Source organism: Collimonas sp. PA-H2 (genome assembly GCF_002564105.1).
In the GTDB taxonomy this organism is placed as follows: Bacteria; Pseudomonadota; Gammaproteobacteria; order Burkholderiales; family Burkholderiaceae_D; genus Collimonas.
The window spans coordinates 2,714,460-2,735,492 of the sequence record NZ_PDBX01000001.1; the positions used below are offsets into that span (position 1 = coordinate 2,714,460).

Below are 21,033 nucleotides of genomic sequence, written 5' to 3' on the forward strand. Positions count from 1 at the left end.
ATGCGGCGTTGAAGAATCAGACTTGCACGAGCCCGCCATCGACGAACAATTCTGTCCCAGTGATATAGCTGGCATCGTCGGACGCGAGAAAGGAAACCGCCTTTGCGATCTCATCGGTATTACCCACCCGGCCGAGCGGCGTGGTGGCGGCGACTTCCTCGCAGTACGCTGCAATCTGCTCTTCGCTTAACTTGAGTTCAGTCTTATAGGCGGGTGTGACGATGACGCCAGGCGCGACCACGTTCACGCGGATGTCCCGCCCTTTCAGATCCGACGCCCAGGTGCGTGCGAAGGAGCGCAGCGCAGCCTTGGTGGCGGCATAGACGCCGAACGCCGGTGTCCCTTGCACCGCTGCAATCGATCCTGTTATCACGATGGCGCTACCTGCCCGCATGATTGGCAGTGCGTTCTGCACGGTAAGCAAAGTGCCTTTTACGTTGATGTCGAAGTACTTGTCGAACTGCGCTTCGGTGATATCTCCGAGGCGGGCGAATTCTCCGCCGCCCGCATTGGCAAAGAGAATGTCTATCCTATGGTGCCGCGCAGAGACAGTATCGACGATCTTTTTGAGGTCTGCGGCCGACGAAATGTCGCCGCGAATCGCGCTGGCGCCGTGGCCGATTTCCGACACCGCGGCGTTCAGCTCCTCCTGGCGTCGCCCGGTGATGAACACCGTGGCGCCTTCGCGAGCGAGGCGCTTGGCGGTGGCAAGGCCGATTCCGCTGCTGCCGCCAGTGACGAGCGCCACCTTGCCCGCATGCTTGGTCGAATGGACATTGTCATAGAGAGAGGTTGTCATTTCAGTGCTCCTGATCTGCCTGTGTGGGCGAATGACCTCAGCTTAGTTTAAACACGCATGCAGATAAATAGGTGTATTGTGGTTTATCTATTCACCTGTGTAGATAATTGGAGATCAGCTGATGGATCATTTGCAGGCAATCCGCGTCTTTGTCCGCGTTGTTGAGACAGGCGGCTTTGGACGCGCGGCCCTTTCTCTCAATATGCCCAACGCCACGGCGAGCAAATGGGTCAAATCGCTGGAAACGCATCTTGGTGTAAAACTGCTGGAGCGAAATACGCGGCGGGTCAGCGTGACGACCGATGGCGCTGCTTACTATGAGCGCACGCGGCAACTGCTCAGCGAGCTCGATGATGTCGAGGCCACGCTTGGCCGCGAGCAGGCGAATCCGCGTGGCGTGCTGAGGGTCGATACCGGAGGGTCGACCGCAAGCGGCATCCTCATCCCCGCATTGCCAGCTTTTCTTGCGCGCTATCCCGATATACAGGTGCAACTCAGCGTCACCGACAGGACCGTAGATCTTGTCGCGGAAAACATAGACTGTGCAATCCGCAGTAGCGCCAATGATCTGGACCTCGTGACCCATCCGATCGGGAAACTCGCGTGGACCACATGTGCGAGCCCCGCTTATCTCGCGAAGCATGGCACGCCGAAGCGTCCGCAGGAAATCGTGGATAACAACATGCCTGTCGTCGGCTACTTTTCGGCAAGCACGGGCATCACGCAGCCCCTTACGTTTTGCCGAGGCGAGGAGACGACCACGCTGGATCATGTACGCAATGACATTCTTGTCAGCGAGAGCAATGCCCATCTTGCAACGGCGCTGGCTGGTTTGGGGATCGTCCACACATTAGACTTCATGGTGCGCCCGTTCATCGAGCAAAAGAGGCTGGTACCCATTCTCGTGCAATGGCGGCCGCACCCGCTTGAGGTCTATATCGTGTATCCGCCTAGCCGGAGATATAGCACCAAGATGCGGGTGTTTGCAGATTGGGCAGCGGCATTGTTCGCGTCTGCGTGAGTCATGGCAGACGCACATCATGCGACAAGTGGGAAAGTCGACCCGATTGACAAGTGCGGCCGCCTGCGTGCGTTGGTAAACGCCTAGTATTTTTATCGGGCGACGATGCGGCAGCCAAATCCGCAGTCGATTAGTCACGTTTCCCAGAATTTTCTTCCCCGTCCGTGCGGATTTACATCCATTTTGTTTCTTGTATTGCTTTGTGAAACGATAAAAAATCATGTTTTCATGAGCTTATCAATTTATGTGCGAATGGCATGGCGTTTGCTTGTGAACAAAGAGCGGGGGCCGCGAAAGCCTCGTCCAATAAATTTAAAGGGGGAGACAAATGGATATTCAGCGACGTAATTTCCTGCAGAAAACTGGCAAGTACGCAGCCCTTGCGGGAGTTGGCGCAATAGCACCAGGGGCTTTTGCGCGAACCACTGCCAGCACTGCCATGGGGCACATTTCAATGACGGAAATGTCTCGCCGGCTCGCTGCCGGCTCCTTGAGCAGCCGCCAATTAGTTGAAGAAGCGCTTGCCGCCATCAGCGATCCGAATGGCGAGGGCTCACGCGCCTTCATGACCGTCTACGCCGAAAAGGCTCGTGCAGTTGCGACCGAGATCGATGCGCAGCGTCGTCGTGGCATGGTTGCCTCCCCGATTGCCGGCATACCTGTTTCGATCAAAGATCTGCTCGACGAAGCCGGACAAACTACCCTGGGAGGTTCCACGGTTCTGGTCGGCCAGCCCCCCGCGCTGGTCGATTCAACCGTAGTGGCCAGATTGCGTAAGGCAGGCGCAGTCATAATCGGGCGTACCAATACGGTTGAATTCGCCTACACAGGGCTGGGTATCAATCCGCACTACGGTACTCCGAAGAATGTCTATGATCGTGCTACCGGCCGCATTCCCGGAGGTTCGACATCGGGCGGCGGTATATCGGTGGCTGACGGCATGGCTGCCGGCGCTATCGGCACCGATACCGGCGGCTCGCTGCGCATTCCTGCCGCGCTCAACGGCCTGGTCGGGTTCAAGCCGACTCAAAGCCGCGTACCGCGCGAAGGCGTGATGCCGCTATCGACTACCTTGGATTCGGTAGGTCCGATCGCCTGGAGTGTTGCCGACTGTGCGTTGCTCGATGCAGTACTCACAGCCGAGGCTGTGCGAGCATCTCACGCGCCTGCATTGCGCGGACTGCGATTCGCCGTGCCAAAGACTTACTTTCAGAATGATTTGTCCGAACCTGTCGCGCGCGCATTTGAGCTCGCCTTGTCACGGCTGTCAGCGGCTGGAGCGACCATTGTCGAGTTACCGATGATCGAATTTGCGCAGGCACCGAACATCAATCCACGCGGCATGATCACGGCGTCGGAGGCGTATGCCTGGCACCGCAAATATATTAAAGACGGCGCAGATAAATACGATCCGCGAGTACTTGCTCGTATCAAAACCGGCGAAGCCATCAGCGCGCCAGACTATGTTCAACTTCTGGCGCTGCGGCGCGAATTCATCCGCTCGATAAATCAAGCCGCGGCTGGTTATGATGCGATGCTGATGCCGACAACACCTGACATTGCGCCAGCCATCGCCGATGTGATCAAGGACGACGAGAGCTACTATCGCATTAACGGACGCATGCTGCGTAATCCATCGGTGGTCAACTTGTTCGACGGCTGCGCGCTCTCGGTACCGTGCCACCAGGCGGGCGACGCACCGGTCGGACTCATGATTGCAGGTATTCAAAATACCGATCACCACATTTTATCGGTGGGACGCTCGGTGGAGGCGATTGTTTCGCCGCCCCGAAGCTAACGGTGATTGCCCGGCAAGACCGTTTGGTCGGGTCGGGCGCTCATCATCATTATGTTCGACCTTCCGTCGCAAGCCGAGTTGACGAGAATGATTGGTCCCGGCTCCAGGAAGCGACGGATACTCCGGCAGATATTATTGTTCGCGATTTCAATTGTTGCTTCGTTTGTGCGATGACAGCCCGGTCTGATAATTCAGAGTTCTTCAGGAAATTTGTTGCCGAACATGGGAAGGCCGCTCTTTGACTCCTCACGCGAAGCTTCGTCTTGAATAACATCCCAATGCTCGACCAGAATGCCATCGACGATACGCAGAATGTCTGCCGCGATCCAGTTCTTCGGCCGGCCATGGCCAGAAAATCGCCCGTGGATGATCACGAAATCGCCATCGGCCATTATCAAGCCCGGTTCGTACTTCAGCGTTGACGGAGCGCTTTTGATGAGATTGAACAGACCGTCGCGACCGGGCTCTATATGAGCGCTGTGCTGGACGTAGTTGGGTGACCAATAGCGCTCACACGCCACGTAATCACGTTTGTTGAACAAGGTATCGAAGGCCTCAAGGACCAGTGCTTTATTTTTCAATTCAATCGTTTCATTCATTTTGTTCTCCAGATTCACGGTTATGCTTTCTGCCGTAGAGATACCTGCACTGCTTATCGACAAAGCTTCGCGGATCACAGCGCGGCCTTGATCTGCGGGCATATCGGGACGGCGATGGCGCGCGGATAGAATCCGCCTCGAAGGGATATCGCTACAACGCGCTATCGTCGCCCGCCCGAACCATCCACGATCAATGTGGCGGTTGTGCCATCATGTCGTTGAACTGCGTCACGAGCGCAGCCTCGCCAGGTCCCGGGTTATTGCGTAGCATCTTTGCTCCCTCCACCAACACCTCCTCCGCATCCGTTCCAAGGACCTTGATTGTTTCGTCGATGAACTGTGCCAGAGGCATCGCCCGAGGTTCGTCATTGCTATTTAGCAGATCCGTCTGCACCCAGGGTGGGGCTAACTCCAGCACCTTCACCGAACTGTCTTTCAACTTGTAGCGCAGCGATTGGGTGTACGAGTGTATGGCCGCCTTGGTGGAGGAATACACCGCCGTCATCGCCAGCGGCACGAATCCCAATACCGACGATACATTGATGACAGTAGCCGCATCCTGTTTCTTCAAGTGCTCGATCAGCGCCGAAGTCATCCGGATCGGGCCCAGCAGATTGGTCGTAATGGTCGACACCAGGAGGCTTTCATCGATTGTGCTTGCGGCATCGTCGACCTGCATGATGCCGGCATTGTTGATCAGCACATTGAGCTTTGGGTGCTCTGCAATCAGTTTCCTTGCGACCGTTGCAATGCTGGCAGGATCCTCGACATTGAGTTCCACCGACTGCATACCGGGATTCGCCTTGGTTACCTCATCCAGATGGCCCTTACGCCGGCCGGAGATAATTACCTGGTTTCCCAGTTTGTGCAAAGCCTCAGCTAAGCCGCGCCCGATTCCTGAACCACCACCAGTAATAAAGATCGTATTTCCACTCAGTTTCATTTTCTGTTCCTCTTGTTTGGTTTGTTTAACTACAATTTGCTGCAGGGCGTGCTCTTGCCCGTTTGTTAAACGACCGGGACGTTCCCAGCCGGTCTTCTTGCCACTTCACGAATTAGTCATGTTGTTGCCTCCTTTGATCTGCTGGAGCCATCAGTTGTGTTTAAGCTTCACTCTCAGGCCAGCTCGGCCTTGAGTGCATTCCGGCAGGTCGTGCGCCAACCAGTAAAGTGGCGCATTCGTCAATACGGCGGGTTTTTTGGCAGTCATATAAATCTGCTTTAATATGACCGGTCATCTTAAAAATGTCAGAAAAAAAACCATCAGCCTGGTTGCGACGGCCACTCAGATCAAAATTTTACGAAACGCCACATCCATGAACACGTCAAATGCATCACGACTCCGTTCAACTCGTGCCCTCAAGGTGGCTCCCTCCCACGCGTTGAGTAAAAATCCGGCGAGTGACCGTGCGTTCAGTTCACTCCCTATTGAGAGGTCGGCTTGGCCGGCAGCGATAGCCCCCTCAATAAGTTTGGTCCACTTTCCATAGACCCCAGCTAACTGGCTTCTGATGACAGGGCTTTGATCTGACAGTTCTGCACTGAAGTTTCCAAGAAGGCAACCTTGTTCAAAATCGAGGCTAACGATCATTTCATTGAGCCCCACAAAATAGCTTCTTAACCGTTCCATCGGTGCGATTGACTGGTCTGTTAATACATCCCGCAAGTTGCCGCGTGTTCCATAATAATCAACAATCTCCGCACCGAGCGCTTCCTTGCTCTCGAAGTGGTTGTAAAACGAACCCTTCGGCACGCCGGCGGTAGCAGCAATATCTTGCACGCTGCAACCATTGAAACCCTTCTCGGGAAGAAGTTTCAATGCTGCATCGAAGATCTTGTCGTGTACGTTTGGTTTTGGCATGGAGGTACAATATGACCAGTCATCTTATTTGTCAAGCCGGGTTCGTCACATTTTTTTTCGGATGCAACTAGGCAATTAGTTTGAGATCAGGGTCGTCGAAGTTGGTGGGCCAGATACCTTGAGTCAATCGATCAAGGCGGTAGCGCTTGGTGGACAGGTGGCCTTGGTCGGCGTACCGGCAGGCGTGGCAGGCACTATTGACTTCATGTCCATGTTTATGAGTCAGGCCCCCGCGGCGCCCCCAATCTGGCATGTGCGTGGAGTAAGTTCACGCGTGGGCACGATGTGCCACCCTACGGCAAGTTCAAGAGAGGTTGCAGCTCATCTGCCGCCTGTGCAAAACGCCTGACCAGGAAATCGAGCAGTGTGCGCAAACGTGGCGTCAGATAGCGGTTGCGGTGATAAAGTGCGTGCATCGGCGCATCCGGGCAACGCCATTCTGGAATCAGAATCGTCAGCCGCCCGGCATGTAGGTCCGCCGCGATATCCCATATCGATTTCACTATCACGCCATAACCCCGCAGCGCCCATTCACGGGCGACCGCGCCGTCATTCGTTTCGCGGGCAGTATCGGACGGAACGGTGTAGGTCTGCACCTCTCCACCACGCGTGAAGCGCCATTCGTTGATCGCTCCCGGTACCGTTCCGTGAACAATGCAGCGAAAATTCTCCAGGTCGCGTGGCTCTTTAGGCATGCCGTGCCGAGCGACATATTCGGGCGATGCACAGAGCATCCGTCGATTGGAAGCGAGACGCCGTGCGACCAGGGAGCTGTCTGGAAGCACACCGAAGCGAATTGCAAGATCGACGTCTTCCTGCAGCATATTCGAGAGTCCATCCGACAATATCAACGCGACACTTACTTCCGGATATTGCGCGCTGAATTCGTCGAGCCATTCGATCAGCAGATTGCGGCCAAAATCCGATGTGGCTGAAATCCGCACCTTGCCACGCACGATGTTTCGGCCGGTTTGTAGCGCCGCATGCGCATCGTCAAGCGCTTGCAGCGCCACACGGCAATGCTCCAGATAAAGACGGCCTTCGTCGGTAAGGCGCAACTGTCGCGTGGTGCGTTCAAACAGGCGCGTCCTTAGGGTCTCTTCGAGTTTGGCTAGTCGCGCGCTTGCAGCGGCAGGCGTGAGGCCGAGTTTGCGTCCCGCGGCCGACAATCCCCCCAGGCTCGCAGCCTCCACGAACAGGCGAATGTCCCCTAAGTTGTCCATAAATTATTCAAAATAATTTGAAAATAATTCAAATGCTACGCCAATTATCGGATGAGCACTCTACGCAGATAATCTGCCCATCAGCTTAATTTGACCGAAAGCAGTCGCCCATGAAACTTGACCACGCAACCATCGTTACCACCAATCTGGAAGCAGCTCGCAATTTCTTTCGCAATGTCGCTGGATTGACAGAAGGTAAGCGTCCGCCATTTAGTATTCGTGGCTACTGGCTGTATGCACGGGGGCGCGCAGTGATTCATCTGGTCAGCTCCTGCGTTCGGGAGCAGATCGGGCGCACCTCGCCACGTATCGATCACGCGGCGTTCCGCATGGAAAATCCTGCCGAATGGGAAGCGCTGCTCGAACGGCTAAGGGTGCACGGCGTTTCGTATCAGCTTACGGAAGTACCCTCGGCGCGCGAACTTCAATTGTTTGTCGAGTTGGAGCCAGGTGTTGTCGTCGAATTTGTGACGGCCTTGCCCGCCCCACGTATCTGACTGGCGGAGAAAATCATGCCTATTCCCTTGACGCAGGCATTCAGAGCATTGGCCATCGGCGCCTCCAATCTCGGCAATGCGGGCGGAGTATGGCTCGGTCGCCTGACCGTCAAATACGGTTATGCGCTTGATCTATTGCCATGGGCCTCGGCAACAGTGACGGCAGTGGCGCTGGCAGCCACATGGTTAGCGGCGCGCATGGAAACGCCATCGGCTGCACATCGGCTGCACTAACGGCGCCCTGCGGGCGCTAAATTTTAAAGAGGAAATGAAAATGTTTAACTATCGTGGATCAACGGCCTTGATTACCGGAGCATCAAAAGGAATTGGCGAAGTCTTCGCAGAGCATCTTGCCGCGCGCAGCATGAACCTTGTACTGGTTGCACGTTCACTAGATGCTTTGGAAAGCCTGGCACAACGCTTGTCTGCCCAATACGGAGTTCAGTGCACCGCACTCAATGCCGACCTCGCTGATCCAGAATCCGCAAATTGGATTGCCGTCGAACTTGAGCGGCGTGGCATCCAGGTGGATCTGCTGGTCAATAACGCAGGCCTGGGATTGAGCGGCAATTTCCTGTCGCACGAACTGAAGCAGGAGCAAGGCAGCATCCAGGTGAATGTACAGACGCTCGTCTCCCTCAGCTATCTATTGGGAAATGGCATGAAAATCCGTGGCAAGGGCGGCATCATCAATCTTGCCTCCAACGCTAGTTTTCAGCCGCTCCCTGCGATGGCCACCTACGCGGCGACCAAGGCCTTCGTGCTCCATTTCAGCGAAGCGCTGAACTATGAACTGGCCGCTGACGGTGTGCATGTGATGGCCGTGTGCCCGGGCCCGACAGCCACCAATTTTTTCGCAGGAATCACAACCAAGCTGTCGGCGAAGGACATGGACAGTTCAGAGTCAGTGGTGCAAAAGTCGCTCGCGGCGTTCGATCAAGGAAGAAGCGTCGCCTATCCGACCCGCCTGAGCGTGCGAGTGGGCACCTTACTGCCCAGATTTCTGCCGCGCTCGCTGGTCACCAAAATCGCGGGAATGGCATCCAGGAATATGGGGCTTCACTAATTGCCATCCGCAAGCTCAGACCTTATACGGCTTCCGCGCCGCCGCCCCAGATTTGCGCGCCGAAGTGACTGCTTCTGCCGTCGATACTATTGAAAAAATGATGAGAAATTTCGATCAATATTTTTGTTTGGAATATCCCAAGATTCCAGCTGTACTTTTGAGTCAGCATTAGTGGGACATAATCACTATGTTTTCAGGATTGTCCGGCGCAGCTAAACCATTTGCGTGAGTTGGATAATATCTGCATGAGTTGGATATCAAAACCGATTAGATATTGATCTTGGCCAGGTAACCTCGCGCTACAAATTTAATGAAAAAGGGGATTGAGCATGACAGAAGACAAGCATTTTTACGAGCCGTCCAAGGGGCATGGATTGGCGCATGATCCCTTCAATGCCATCGTCGGCCCGCGTCCGATCGGTTGGATCGCCTCGCGTGCGCCTAATGGCGTGCTGAACCTGGCCCCCTACAGTTTTTTCAACGCATTCAATTACACCCCGCCCATCGTCGGCTTTGCCAGCGTCGGTCGTAAGGATAGTCTGAACAATATAGAGAGAACCGGTGAGTTTGTGTGGAACCTGGCGACCCGCCCACTCGCCGAGGCAATGAACTGCAGTAGCGTATCGGCGCCGTCCGAAGTTGACGAGTTTGGGCTGGCCGGCCTCACTCCTACGCCGGGTCGAATCGTCAAGGTGCCGCGCGTGGCAGAAAGTCCGGTTGCGTTTGAATGCCGCTGCAGTCAGATACTACAGCTGACCACCGCTGCCGGCGCTACTGTCGAGACCTGGTTGGTATTGGGCGAGGTAGTTGGCGTGCACATCGATCAGGCGCTGTTGAAAAATGGCAACTACGGTACGGCGGACGCTCGCCCGATCCTGCGCGGCGGTGGACCGTCAGATTATTTCGAAGTGACCGCGGAAAACTTATTCCACATGCGGCGCCCGCCATATCCCTGATGAATCTCGGTGAGTCGGTGGGAAGTCGATGCTGGGGCGCATATAATTTCAAGACCAGTGTTTCGTTAAATTATTGCCGACAAAAGAAATAATTTTTTCGCGAATCGAAACCTTGTTTCCCGTCCTCTTAGTAGTCGAGGGATTTCCTCAAAGACGAAAGGAAAAAAATGTTTTACGTGAAAAATGTTCCAAATTGGGAGAGAGTCTTGCGTGTTGTCGCCGGTCGCCGGTCGCCTCCAGCCATAAGACAGACATCAACCGCATCCCAACTTCCTGCCGCCGGATTTGTGTCCATGAGCGGTACGCCTTCAACGGTCATTGCTTGATACGTCGAATCTGGGTCGAGTAACGAGAGGGCCTGGCGCAGTGCCCATAATTCATGGAATCTGTCTCCAGCGTTCGAAGCTGGTGCCCCCGCGTTGTCGTTGCTGACGCCGGCCAGGTTGGCTAGAGACATGCACTACTCCTTCAATTTTTGGTCAAATGGTCTTGTGCCTAGGGTAAACCAGAAAGAAAGACCTTGGTCATTTGCTGAACCTCGAAACGGGGCATGTTCAGTTGGGCAGCCCGGTCCTGCCACTCCTTGACCACGTCTGTCACCTGTTTCTCGATGGCGTCTGCCTGAACACGGGTGAGGCGATAGAAATCTTCCGCGGTGTCACGCACAGCTTTTATGCTCGGGGCGGCCACGTTACCGTCCAAGGTCAAGGCATGTTCATGCTTGTAAAGGTTTGGATTCATGTCGAAAGCAGGAGCCAGGCGCCAGCCGGTTTTGTCGCGTACACACCCGTGATTGCGCAAGTGGTCGTCTCGATTCCCCACCAGAACGTTAAAGACAACGCGGCGATAGAGCTGCTCGAGATCGGAATTGATGTGGTTCCGGGCACCTTGATCGGAGATGAGTTGTACCAGGTCGACGTAGCTGGCCCCGGCTTGACCGTCTTGGCGTTCGAGCAGGGTCATGGCCGATACAAACATACGGCGGCTCTCACCAATGCGGTCGAAGCGCTCCACACAGAACGTGCGGTACCCGTCCCCGAATTTTTCCAGCCGCGATGCCGGCACCCAGATACCAGCGTCACGCGCCATCTGGTGGACGAGAAATTCCCAGCCGCCGACGTCATGGCGGTCTTCCTTGGAGGGAAACTTCGCGAACCAGAGCGTGCCCGACAGGTCGGTGAAGTTCGCCTTTGGCCGCGCGCCACCAAGGGAAGTACCTGGAGCGATGAGCATGGACAACCAACGCTCGTATTCCGGCAGTTTCTCAACGCCGGGCTCCTCCAGCTTACGGCTTATTTCGGCCAGTTCGCCCAGGCTGGTAGCAGGTGGTGCGGCATTTTCGCGGTCGTCGAGAAAGTTGCCACCGTCGACCTTGCGAAAGCGCAATGCCCCCATGCGGGTGATGTCATGGACCCCCAGCAGGAAATCGACTTCGCGTAGCACCTTCATTTCTCGGTCTTCACGGTCGGCTTCGGCCGCCTCGCGTCGCTCCATGAGCATTCGCCCCCACCGGTCTGGCGCCGAATCCATGAAAATGCCAAAGCCTGGCGCGCCCGCATCAGGGTACTGTTCCCCCGAGTGAAGGTCCAGTCTCGGATCGAGCATGAACTTACCTGGGTGCGCTTCCCAGCTCTGAACGTATTGGAACGAGGCCGGCAAGTCTTCCTTGCGCAGATTGCGATGAAGCACCCCCACCTGTTCCTGGATGCCCAGTTCCTCCGCCTCTAGGAATACGCTATAGGTTTCTCGATCCAGTTGTGCTTTAGCTTTGTTCATCAAAGGGCTTTCCCTGGGTTATTGCATCATCCCCGATGCGCTGGATCTTATCCGCTCGCCCACGCGGAGTCCGAACCAGAAGCTTCGCATCCTGCAGCTTGCGGCCAAGTTCGTCGTTGTTGGCCACTGACTCGAAATCTTTGTCCATACCCAGAAGGCGAAGAGCGCGGAGGTACGTACCAATGGCGATGGAGGCATCGCCTTTTTCCAGACGGTTCAAGGTGTCGCGTGAGACATTCATCCGTTCGCAAAAAAGCACCGTTGAGATATCCCGGCGCAGGCGAGCCTCCCGCAGGCGCTGTCCAAAGGCCTTGAGCTGTCGGTCGACAGAGGGAAAAGGGCGCGGAGTCTTGGTTTTCATGTCCGATACTTTAGACAATCTATCTGTATTTGTCAATTTAATCGGACGTTTACTGCCGCGCCATCAAATAAACATGTCCGATTAAACGGGTAAAATATATATTTTTGTATGTTTAATCGGACAATTCTTGTGGCGCGGATTCACTAGGGCGGAAGAGCGTCCAAATGAAAGCCCGGACGATGGCGCGGGCATCAAGCGGTTTCGACCTGACGAAAATCACGCACGTCATTGATCGCTTACCAAATTTCAGGCGGCGGAAAATGAGTCTTTTCGGGCAAAAGCATATTTTCGCGGCCCCAGTTTTGGAATCGAATTTTTTGTTCAAAATCCTGCTGTTCTTTTTCGCTCCATGGCCCTAAATCTTTGTTCGGACCAATCAATGGGTCGAAAGAAAATTTCACGTCTAGTCCGCAATCACCTCTGAGCATCTTCCACATATGGTGTGCCTCATCGTGCCACGTAATTGTGCGCCCTTTCGTATGTCGAGTTGTAATGAATGCAGACGAATGAAGGATCTGAGCCCACAGAGGAAAATCATATTCATCAAAATAGAATTGATTTCCATTCCATCTTACTTTGTTAAATATTCGCTCAACGTAAATGTTGAACAGCGTTTACGCAACTCCTCGTCTCTTAAGTTGGTAAAGGCCGGTGGCTCGGGAAAGCGGGGCCTAATGGCCATGCCGCCACAAAGCCAGATTTCCGATGCCGATCTGCAGTCACTTGCGCAATGGCTGCTCAAAAGTGTCAAGTGATCACCTATCCGTCACCGTGTAGGACTTTCCTGGCGATCGAACTTTATTTGTTGCGATCAAACTTTATTTGAGCGCAACAATAGCTGAAAGCGAACAATAAAGTCTGTCGGAATCGGATTTCGTAAGTATCTGACTTATCAACTTGTCGAGTACGGCCTACTAATTGCTGGAGACGCTGCAACTCTACTTAGAGCGGACCTGGAAGCTGTCCGCAATGCTTTGTAATCTGCAACTCAGGAAGGCTCACTAACGGCTAAAAGCCGACTCTGAAGCATTTCACCAATACGATGTTGCTTTATTAGTTGCCAAATGCCAATATGTGGCAAGATTTTTCCGCTAGGATTAATTTATTCAATATCGAGGCATATCTGTGCCGGTTCACTTAGTATTTATATCTGTATCTAAACAGGTATGCGATTGGGAGAGCATGAAAGCTAAGTATCGAATTTCAGAAGAAGACTATGTGAACACGATGAAGTTGTTTGCCAAGCTAACCCCACGGAAAATTTTCAGTTATTCAACGTTTGTACTGGTTCTTGTAGCGCTTGCTGTGTTTGGTCCGCTAGTTGTCAAAGCTGGCGCAATCGGTGGACTTGCAGGGGGGCTGATTGTTGCGGTGTTTGGGCGGTATATCGTTGCACCCATATTGGCTCGCCGGCACTATAGAAAATACAGAGCTATTCATGAGGAGTTCACCGTTGAACTACTCCAAGATGGCGTCCGTTTTATTTCTCCGAATGCAGATGGCAAACTCATGTGGAACCACGTGTTGAAGTGGCGTCAGAATGACGACTACATTCTCATCTATCCGATGCCTAGGCTGTATCACATCTTGCCAAAATCCGTCGTATCTGACGGCTTCAACGTATCTTTGTTGATTAATCGGTTGACCCAACATGTTGGCAATCCAGTTTAAGCAGGCATCTTGTTATTACGTGGCAGCTTACTGGAGTTTGCGACAGTCGGTTATCGGTCAGAAGCCGCCACTGGTGACATTCCCAACAGTTTGATTGTTTCTAAGGGAAAAAATGCAGAGAGAAAAACTGGCCGAAGCTTTCTTGAGCCGCACGCCAATTGCCGGTGTAATGTTTGAACATAATGATTACGTGAAGGTGGTCAGCGGAGCTCATAGTGAAAAATTTGGTTCGTTAGTTAGCCTACTTGAGCTCACTCCAGAACCGAGATTTGTTGTCGAGCTTGAGTCGGGGTTTGATGTTGAAGTTCTACAATCAGAGCTGGCTAGCGTTTGCAACTAATCGCCTGGGCGGGCATCAGGCGAAGGTGGGTGATGCCGGTCAGAACCGGGCGTTCAATTTAATGAACAACTAATACAGATATGGGTACCTCCAGCACTTCTCTTTTTGCAGACGACGTGGCGTCCGATGTACGCGACGAATTCACCGAGCTATTGGCCCGTGGCGTTAGCGCTGCCGACGCAACCCAGTCACTAATGGAGTCTTGGTCTGCCGCAATCAAGGATGTTGATGATGGGCCGACGTTTTGGCTGGCGCTTGCCGCAACCCAGTGGAAGTTCGGCTGCCTTGGGCAAGAAGTTCAGACTCGCGCCGTTGATGTGATTGACAGTGGGCGCGACCTCAATAAATGGAATGGTGCCTCCGCTATACGCCGCGGCGCAGTTCTTTCGGCCCTAAAGGATAAACTGCTTTCACCGCTGCCACCTTTACGCCGACCGCGTCGACGGAAAATCGTCGCGGTTCCCTCCATCAAAGTTCCGTCCCCTGACGGACGCGGGCTAGCCACGGCTTTTGAAATAACGCCAAGCTCGGCTCTCACTACTCCGCAAATGCAGGTAATGGTTGAGTTGGTGGTCGGACAGTCTCGAGGCGGAGGCGGAGTGTTTGTCGCGGATTGCGAATTTGACAAAGTCACGCTCGACTGGCTTGATGCAGAAACGTTGCAGATTTCCTATCCGCGCTCTGTCGCGACAAGTTCCAAAAGCGCCAGCTATTTCTACTACGGACGCGTCGTCCAAATCAAGTATATCTCAACACCAGATTAACTCATGATTTGGAGATGGCCACGAACCGTGAGGGGCCGCTTTGATGCGAACCGAATGAATCCACAGGCAATAGCAGACCATCAGTTTTCGGCCAACTACGGACATTCGCGGACGCCATCAATTTGATGTTGCTCTACTAATTACTGCATGGCAGTATGCAACATCTAAGTTTTAACGACGGCTAGGTTCTTCCATGCGCCACCTTATTACGTTCTTACTCCTAACAGCGTTTTCTTTTGCTTTCGCGAATGCTTCCAACCTACAGGAAGGCCAGGTATGGGCATACACGACGCGTCCCGACGAGAGCGATTCAACGCTTACGGTGCTCAAGATTGAGCAGTATAAAGACCTTGGGCAAGTGATTCACGTCAGAATAGACGGAATCCGAATGCGTAATCCACTAAAGGGAAATATCGTCACGGACATACCGCATTTACCGTTTCGGAGCGCTGCTATACAGCGAAGCGTCACGAAGCTTTTACGCAGGTCATCGTCTGTGCCGAATTTCAAGGAAGGCTATGACACATGGAGAGAGGCCTACGATGCAGGGAAGGCCGGTGCGTTTGAAACCGATGTTGCCGCCACACTCAATGCCATGCTCGGAGCTGCATGGGAGGAGAAAAAATGAAGTCAGGCATACTCTGGCTAACATCTTTCGCTTCACTGTTAACTGCACTTTACTGTGTTGCTGGAGTTCTTCAAGGAGCGATGCTCTTTACTGGTGTTCGCGCACGCAGTAACGTCGAGCTATGGGGGACGTTATTCGTTATATTTACCGTTATTTCTCTGGGCGGCACAGTTCTATTATGGCGGGGTCGAAAGAAATGACGTTTAGATTGGTTCTACGCTGGTTGTCGTCATAGGGGAATCCGCTTACGTTGGCATTAGAAATCGACCAGCCTTCGCAGTAAGCAGCTTTATTAGCTCTGGTTGCATGTACTCATAGTCATCTGGAATATCTAAGCAAATAACGCGCTTTCCACTGAGATGGGCCCTAAATTTGGTCGATAGCTTGTTGCGATGCGCTTTCTCCATAACGAAAATTATCGTTGCCCATTCAATCTGTTCTGTCGATAGAGGAACAGTTGCGTCGCTACCCAAACCAGCTGAATCGCTTTCGACCCCAGGCCACGTAGAAAAAATTTGTTCCGCCGTCGGGCTTCTTAGCCGATTTTGGCTGCAAATAAAGAGCGCTCGTTTCATAGATTTTATCCGGCGTTAATTGGCACTACGTCGGGTCTAGGTCCGTCGGAAACTGGCTTCCCGCCGTCCATCCAGTTTCGGGGAAATCTTCAGGAATATTACGTCGATGCCATGCACGATTTAGATGGGAGTATATGTGACCGAGGTCAATTCGAAAGTTCGCTTCGTCGTACGTAGCGTCAGTATTCATCTCTGCAATGAGCGTGCCAATATGCTCACGGGCGTCATCTAGCTCATACATTAGCGCAGCCCATCCGACAGGATTGATGTGTTTGTTAATCATGGTTCTGCGGGTGCTCCGCTCAGTTCATGTACCTGACGTCACGACAGTGGCAGGATTCAAAATCTTCGGCTACGTAACTCTTGGCACGCATCTCGAATATTATAGTCCATGACAACACTCTGCCAATAACGAACCTTGAGAAGTCTCTGCTAAACTTGTGGGAGAGGGTAGGAGCAGGAGCTGCCTTCCAAACGCCTGGCGTAGATTCAAACCGCAACACACCCAATTTCCCATTAAGACATCATGAGCTCACCCAACCTTGTGCCACTCGTAGCAACGCAGCGCTGGAAGCTCTGGTTGTGCGCACTTTCAGCCACATTCGTTCTGACTTCGCAGTTCGCAGGAGCGCGAATCGGTGTGTACTTAGGCATCGAAGCGTCAACTGTTCAACTCGGCGCGATAGCACTTGGTTTAATCACGCTGATTGCCGGCTCACTGGCCATTCGTTGTCCGGATTGCGGTTTGAGCCTTCTGTGGCACTCGTTATCCAAGAAAGCTTTTGGCGGATGGCTAGTTTGGTTACTCGACGTCCAGTCGTGTCCACGCTGCGGTTTCACCCACGCACATGGGCCATCGCAACCGCACAAATGACCAGCAACTGTATGACTACAGGTCGCCGCGTTTTTGATGAACGTATGCCCCCATTCATCCAAGTTCTGAACACCAATCGTCAGGAACAAAAAATAATGACTCCAACAACGCGAAACTTCAGCATGGCAGCCTCGTTTGTCGTGGTGATAGCTGGATTTTCAGCTTACCTATGGCTGTTGTACTCCGCTGGATGCGCGGGAGACGCTAAAGGCGGTTCATACGGAGACCCTGTGCGTGCGCTGCAGTTAGAGAGTTATGCCCTCGTGCCATTTCTTTTCGCATTGTTTACAGGCACAGCACTTCCGTTTATGTTCGGCACGTATGGCCTTGCGGGCCGCTCGGTAGTCGCTGCCATATTCTTTGTGTTCGTGGGTGCGGCATTTATCTTTCTTGGCATTCAAATCGAGTTCTGGGGAATTGACGCATGTTTTAATTTGTAGACCATTTTGTTTGCAGTGTTAGCCGCCTACCTTCCCGCAGAACGAACTACCGGATTGGGTCGGCAGACGACGTTCGCCAATGGCGAGGTCAGGCGACAGGGCACTCACGTACCCATTAAATTCAATATGATGCCTGCAATCAGGCCGGTAAAAAAATACGAAGAATGACATGAAAAACAAATACGCGATTCCCGTACCGGCGATTGTTGCAATCGGATTTAGCGTGCCAATAGTGTTGACCCTTGCGCTTTCATATTTTCTTTATTTGTTCGATATTCCCACGCCAGAACAATCGTGTAAAAAATATTGTGCGACGAAAAACCAGTCTGGTCAGCTAGTTTCGATTTTTACGCGAACTCAATCATCCAAAGGTGGGGGACCAACTACATGTCAGTGCAATCCTTGACCGCCCGCAGTGGGTCGAATTCGCTCTTTCGCGAATGACCGAGTCCGGCCAATTGGAGTCCTTCAGTCTCATTTGAATTCAATGCTGTCGTGGCAATTCACCCATTGCTATATACGTCGAATGCCGTCATCAAAAAGTGAACACAATGAGTAGTCGCACAGCAGCTTGGAAATGGTTAGCCGCAATGCTGGTCCTCACATCAGTGCTCTGCGGTTGTAACGACCACCCGTTAAGAGGGACGGTTATGAAGTCATCTGACGGCAAGACATACTTGGCTGTAGTTGATGATAATGGTGGTCATTGCGGGCCACTCAAAGTGGACGGTTTTGTCTGGCCATATAAGACTGGCCAGCTTGGGCAAGTGCAACCTGGGCACCACTCGATAGAATGTGGTGGAGCGATTTCATTTGACATTCCAAAGGGCGTCATCTTTCGCTTCGCTTACTGGGGCCCTTAAACGGGCCGCTCGATTCGGTCATTTAGCGTTCGTGTTAAGGAGCCGTGAACGGCAATAATCGGTCATAGACACACACCACCAATTTAATGTTGCCATGTCAACTTTTTCATGGCAGCATGCGATGAATAATCTTCTATGGCCTTGTGGACCAATAGTTCATCTATGAATCGTCATCTGAAGTTTTTCGGAAAAAGCATGTTCGTGTTTTCTGTTTCATGGGGACTCGCGTACCTATGGAGCATTCACGGTAGTTGGTGGCTTGCACATTGTCCGAAATTGATTGTTACTGCAATTTATATTACCGCGCGTCCGGTGCTTTCATCTGAGGCTTGGGAAGCAGAGGAACAACTGGAATTTCTATTTTTTTGGGTGCCAATTTTCATCGCTCTAATTTGGGTTATTTTTCTGTACTCATTCGCCGGAAAAATTTTCCGGACCAAGGGTGCAAGAATTAGCTGAATCGTGCTTTTACAAGAATAGATTCCAAACTCAGTGGCGGGACAAAACCGGCCAACTGCGGACGTTCGTGTCCGCCATCAACTAGGCGCCCTATATGTCTCCTGTCATGAACAACACGAAGTGGGAGGAACTCCGACTCCGTATGTGCGGGCTCGGCGCGCTGTCACCGCAGTTTCGCGTGCGCAATTTGCACAGCGGATACCTCAGTGCGTGGGATGGGGAGTGGTTCCACCACTTCTATGGACGCCATGAAGAGGATGAGTGGGTTGAGATTTCCGTAACGTCCGCGGCCCAGCGTGAGGCTGTTCTGCGGGTGCTCCGCTCAGTTCATGTGCCTGGCGTCACGACAGGGACAGGATTTAAAATCTTCGGCTACGTACCCCTTGGCACGCATGTCGGATATCTATAGTCCGTGACGGCATTCGGCCACGAGTGGCCGATGAAATTGGCCACTAAGACGTAGCGAGAAGGTGGACTCAAACAATTGGAAATAAGCATCAGCCGGTCGCTGACAAGAATATTCTTTTAAGAAAAGGTACATGGCAGTGATAAAACGGATTCTACCGGAGGCAGACCATTTCGCCACTTGTCCAATGGAAGGCAACATCCTTAACTATTACAAGGGCTTGTTTGATTCCGTGTTTGTTCTGCTGCATCCATTTATTCGACCGGTTTCTATATCCAAAGAGCTTTTTAAACCTGAGACTTATCCCGATAGAACATCCATTTCAATTGCCTGCGACGCTGTCCGTTGGTCTAACATCATGTCCATCACTGGTCTGCAGTCTTTAGCGGCAATCGATGTCGGTCTACGTACCCAAATTGGTGGCTTGAACGAGAAGCTGGCAAACGTGGAATACGCTGAATGCCTAAGCGTTCTTTATGATTCGCACAGCATCGTGCAGCCAGACGAAGGGCATTTCTCCGACTTATTGCATGATTTGATTCTTCAATGCTTCCAAGATTTGGGGCATCAATGGGTTTGGGTAGGCGATGAAATGGGGACTGAAAGAAAATTGTATTGGATTGATGACCTAAAAACAAAAGACTTGAACGCCACAGCGGGTCACTGCAACGTTTTTACCACAGACAAATCGCTGCTTTGGACAACTCATTGGGATAGCCACTTCTCCTTTTTGTGTGGTTCGTACGAAGTTCTGGCTCGCCTAGTTCAGCGTGTTAACCTAGAAGGTTTTTTTTGCGAATCCGATACCGAAGTCTATTGGAGCGTACAGCCGCCAAAAATGGATGTTGCATAGAGTAATTCCGCTTTGGAGGCTTTACGGGCTACCGTGTCAATCGTTGAACGTCCGCGTTGTGGAGCGACGACGGTCTCCTTAGGGGCGTGTGCTGCCGGTCATTTCCGACGGTCTGTCCGAGAGAAACCTAGACCCCCGACACCTCACCATCGTCGGATGCCAACTAGATTTTACGCGACCACACCTCTAAGCACCGCTATCGGTCACAAACCGTCCTCCGAATGCGAGCTTGAATTAAAGTTGCTTTGCCAAATTTTCCATGGCAGGATTAATAATTGCAAACTTACCCACTTCGTCGTTCAAGATGCCATTTAAATTCAAATGCAATTCATGCGGCGAAATGCACGAGGGTATGCCGAGCTTTGGCGCCCATGCTCCACTTAGTTACTACGAAATTCCTGAAGGCGAGCGTGCGACCCGGTGCGATTTGGGTAGCGACGATTGTGTTATAGATAAACAGCACGTATTCGTTCGTGGATGCATTGAAATCCCAGTCAAGGGAGAAGCAGAACCGTTCAGTTGGGGCGTGTGGGTCTCACTTAGTGACGCCAATTTTATTGAATGGCTCAAATATTTTGAGCAGGATAAGCGCTCCCAGGTTGGACCATTCTTTGGCTGGCTTGACGCGTGGCTGAAGCCCTATCCAGACACAATGAATCTCAAAACGATGGTTCATTTACGAGACGATGGTATCCGTCCGTATATTGAACTTGAGCCAACTGACCACCCACTTGCAGTGGAGCAGCGGAACGGAATCACGGTGGAACGGGTTGCTGAACTTTATTCTGTGATGATGCATCCGATGGGGAAATAGCGGCGTAGGCTAGCCAGTGATTCAGAGGCGGCATTACGTTATAACAGCAGAAACGCCAATATTAATATTCAATTCTCTGGAAATTTCATCGCACAATGATACATCCCGCTGAACCTACCCTAGAAATTAACGGTATTCCACCCAAGCTAGCAGGAAAAATATGTGAAGGACTCATCTGCGAGCAATTCATATGTTCCGGTGAGTCTGTGGCATCTGCGAACGTTACTTACTTGAGATTTGATGGCATTTGGTACCGTCTTTACTTTGAGTTCCAGCTAGTTTTTTGGCGAGTGTTTGATGGAGAGCCAAAACCATGGGAGGTTGCAGAGAAAACCTGGGCATATCCTCACACGAATGTTGGTGAAATGTTCGGAATTCTTGGTCAGCGA

Annotated in this window: 26 protein-coding genes; 16 read left to right on the forward strand and 10 right to left on the reverse strand. The window is 52.4% G+C overall.

Going from position 1 to position 21,033, the window contains the following annotated elements; all coding sequences use genetic code 11:
• Positions 1–16: 16 nt before the first annotated feature.
• On the reverse strand, positions 17–799 hold the full coding sequence (locus BCF11_RS12285; RefSeq protein ID WP_098494998.1) for an SDR family NAD(P)-dependent oxidoreductase: 783 nt from the start codon (positions 797–799) through the stop codon (positions 17–19).
• Positions 800–920: 121 nt separating this feature from the next.
• On the opposite strand from BCF11_RS12285, the gene BCF11_RS12290 reads away from it, so the two are divergent.
• Positions 921–1,820, forward strand: coding sequence for a LysR family transcriptional regulator (locus tag BCF11_RS12290; RefSeq protein ID WP_098494999.1), 900 nt, complete (start codon positions 921–923; stop codon positions 1,818–1,820).
• Between the two features lie 439 nt (positions 1,821–2,259).
• On the forward strand, positions 2,260–3,618 hold the full coding sequence (locus BCF11_RS12295; protein ID WP_233212676.1) for an amidase: 1,359 nt from the start codon (positions 2,260–2,262) through the stop codon (positions 3,616–3,618).
• A gap of 191 nt (positions 3,619–3,809) precedes the next feature.
• On the opposite strand, the gene BCF11_RS12300 is transcribed toward BCF11_RS12295, so the two are convergent.
• The 4 genes from BCF11_RS12300 to BCF11_RS12315 form a co-directional block, all read right to left on the reverse strand.
• Complete coding sequence (locus BCF11_RS12300) at positions 3,810–4,217, reverse strand: nuclear transport factor 2 family protein (RefSeq protein ID WP_098495001.1); 408 nt, start codon at positions 4,215–4,217, stop codon at positions 3,810–3,812.
• A gap of 190 nt (positions 4,218–4,407) precedes the next feature.
• Positions 4,408–5,160, reverse strand: a complete 753-nt coding sequence (locus BCF11_RS12305; protein ID WP_098495002.1) for an SDR family oxidoreductase — start codon at positions 5,158–5,160, stop codon at positions 4,408–4,410.
• 342 nt (positions 5,161–5,502) lie between these two features.
• The gene (locus BCF11_RS12310) at positions 5,503–6,078 is read right to left on the reverse strand and encodes a TetR/AcrR family transcriptional regulator (RefSeq protein ID WP_098495003.1); all 576 of its coding nucleotides are present in this window, start codon (positions 6,076–6,078) and stop codon (positions 5,503–5,505) included.
• Positions 6,079–6,371: 293 nt separating this feature from the next.
• Entirely contained in the window at positions 6,372–7,301 is a 930-nt protein-coding gene (locus tag BCF11_RS12315) for a LysR family transcriptional regulator (protein WP_098495004.1), read from the reverse strand.
• Between the two features lie 110 nt (positions 7,302–7,411).
• Here BCF11_RS12315 and BCF11_RS12320 point away from each other — a divergent pair, with 110 nt between their 5' ends.
• From BCF11_RS12320 to BCF11_RS12335, 4 genes are all read left to right on the forward strand, one after another.
• A complete protein-coding gene (locus BCF11_RS12320) occupies positions 7,412–7,798 on the forward strand; it encodes a VOC family protein (RefSeq protein WP_098495005.1) in 387 nt (128 codons plus the stop codon).
• Positions 7,799–7,813: 15 nt separating this feature from the next.
• Complete coding sequence (locus tag BCF11_RS12325; protein WP_143751318.1) at positions 7,814–8,032, forward strand: hypothetical protein; 219 nt, start codon at positions 7,814–7,816, stop codon at positions 8,030–8,032.
• A gap of 40 nt (positions 8,033–8,072) precedes the next feature.
• Positions 8,073–8,864, forward strand: a complete 792-nt coding sequence (locus BCF11_RS12330) for an SDR family oxidoreductase (protein WP_158229190.1) — start codon at positions 8,073–8,075, stop codon at positions 8,862–8,864.
• Positions 8,865–9,193: 329 nt separating this feature from the next.
• Positions 9,194–9,820, forward strand: coding sequence for a flavin reductase family protein (locus BCF11_RS12335; RefSeq protein ID WP_199110849.1), 627 nt, complete (start codon positions 9,194–9,196; stop codon positions 9,818–9,820).
• 172 nt (positions 9,821–9,992) lie between these two features.
• On the opposite strand, the gene BCF11_RS12340 is transcribed toward BCF11_RS12335, so the two are convergent.
• The 4 genes from BCF11_RS12340 to BCF11_RS27565 all read right to left on the reverse strand — a co-directional run bounded on the left by BCF11_RS12340 (position 9,993) and on the right by BCF11_RS27565 (position 12,394).
• On the reverse strand, positions 9,993–10,277 hold the full coding sequence (locus BCF11_RS12340; protein ID WP_098495009.1) for a hypothetical protein: 285 nt from the start codon (positions 10,275–10,277) through the stop codon (positions 9,993–9,995).
• Between the two features lie 38 nt (positions 10,278–10,315).
• On the reverse strand, positions 10,316–11,596 hold the full coding sequence (locus BCF11_RS12345; RefSeq protein ID WP_098495010.1) for a type II toxin-antitoxin system HipA family toxin: 1,281 nt from the start codon (positions 11,594–11,596) through the stop codon (positions 10,316–10,318).
• On the reverse strand, positions 11,583–11,957 hold the full coding sequence (locus tag BCF11_RS12350; RefSeq protein ID WP_098495011.1) for a helix-turn-helix domain-containing protein: 375 nt from the start codon (positions 11,955–11,957) through the stop codon (positions 11,583–11,585). Before BCF11_RS12350 ends, BCF11_RS12345 begins: the two co-directional genes overlap by 14 nt.
• A 236-nt stretch (positions 11,958–12,193) precedes the next feature.
• The gene (locus BCF11_RS27565) at positions 12,194–12,394 is read right to left on the reverse strand and encodes a hypothetical protein (RefSeq protein ID WP_143751319.1); all 201 of its coding nucleotides are present in this window, start codon (positions 12,392–12,394) and stop codon (positions 12,194–12,196) included.
• Between the two features lie 69 nt (positions 12,395–12,463).
• On the opposite strand from BCF11_RS27565, the gene BCF11_RS12360 reads away from it, so the two are divergent.
• The 5 genes from BCF11_RS12360 (at position 12,464) to BCF11_RS12375 (ending at position 15,360) form a co-directional block, all read left to right on the forward strand.
• Positions 12,464–12,712, forward strand: a complete 249-nt coding sequence (locus BCF11_RS12360; RefSeq protein WP_098495013.1) for a hypothetical protein — start codon at positions 12,464–12,466, stop codon at positions 12,710–12,712.
• Positions 12,713–13,139: 427 nt separating this feature from the next.
• A complete protein-coding gene (locus tag BCF11_RS12365; protein WP_098495014.1) occupies positions 13,140–13,628 on the forward strand; it encodes a YcxB family protein in 489 nt (162 codons plus the stop codon).
• A 112-nt stretch (positions 13,629–13,740) separates the two neighbouring features.
• Positions 13,741–13,968 (forward strand): hypothetical protein, encoded by a 228-nt coding sequence (locus BCF11_RS27570; RefSeq protein WP_143751320.1) that lies wholly within the window; start codon positions 13,741–13,743, stop codon positions 13,966–13,968.
• Between the two features lie 80 nt (positions 13,969–14,048).
• Entirely contained in the window at positions 14,049–14,732 is a 684-nt protein-coding gene (locus tag BCF11_RS12370; protein ID WP_098495015.1) for a hypothetical protein, read from the forward strand.
• Between the two features lie 193 nt (positions 14,733–14,925).
• A complete protein-coding gene (locus BCF11_RS12375; protein ID WP_098495016.1) occupies positions 14,926–15,360 on the forward strand; it encodes a hypothetical protein in 435 nt (144 codons plus the stop codon).
• Between the two features lie 245 nt (positions 15,361–15,605).
• Here the strand turns inward: BCF11_RS12375 and BCF11_RS12380 are convergent, their stop codons facing one another.
• Positions 15,606–15,935, reverse strand: coding sequence for a low molecular weight protein tyrosine phosphatase family protein (locus tag BCF11_RS12380; protein ID WP_098495017.1), 330 nt, complete (start codon positions 15,933–15,935; stop codon positions 15,606–15,608).
• An 885-nt stretch (positions 15,936–16,820) separates the two neighbouring features.
• Here BCF11_RS12380 and BCF11_RS12390 point away from each other — a divergent pair.
• From BCF11_RS12390 to BCF11_RS12410, 5 genes are all read left to right on the forward strand, one after another.
• Positions 16,821–17,249 (forward strand): hypothetical protein, encoded by a 429-nt coding sequence (locus tag BCF11_RS12390; protein ID WP_098495019.1) that lies wholly within the window; start codon positions 16,821–16,823, stop codon positions 17,247–17,249.
• A gap of 1,058 nt (positions 17,250–18,307) precedes the next feature.
• Positions 18,308–18,571 carry a hypothetical protein gene (locus BCF11_RS27575; RefSeq protein ID WP_143751321.1) on the forward strand — a complete coding sequence of 88 codons (264 nt, stop codon included), beginning with the start codon at positions 18,308–18,310 and terminating at the stop codon, positions 18,569–18,571.
• Positions 18,572–18,677: 106 nt separating this feature from the next.
• Complete coding sequence (locus BCF11_RS28630) at positions 18,678–18,980, forward strand: DUF6678 family protein (RefSeq protein WP_369827852.1); 303 nt, start codon at positions 18,678–18,680, stop codon at positions 18,978–18,980.
• Between the two features lie 130 nt (positions 18,981–19,110).
• Complete coding sequence (locus BCF11_RS12405) at positions 19,111–19,830, forward strand: DUF2711 family protein (protein WP_098495022.1); 720 nt, start codon at positions 19,111–19,113, stop codon at positions 19,828–19,830.
• A gap of 259 nt (positions 19,831–20,089) precedes the next feature.
• Positions 20,090–20,644: a DUF2199 domain-containing protein gene (locus BCF11_RS12410; protein WP_233212466.1), complete on the forward strand. Its 555-nt coding sequence runs from the start codon at positions 20,090–20,092 to the stop codon at positions 20,642–20,644.
• Positions 20,645–21,033 lie beyond the last annotated feature (389 nt).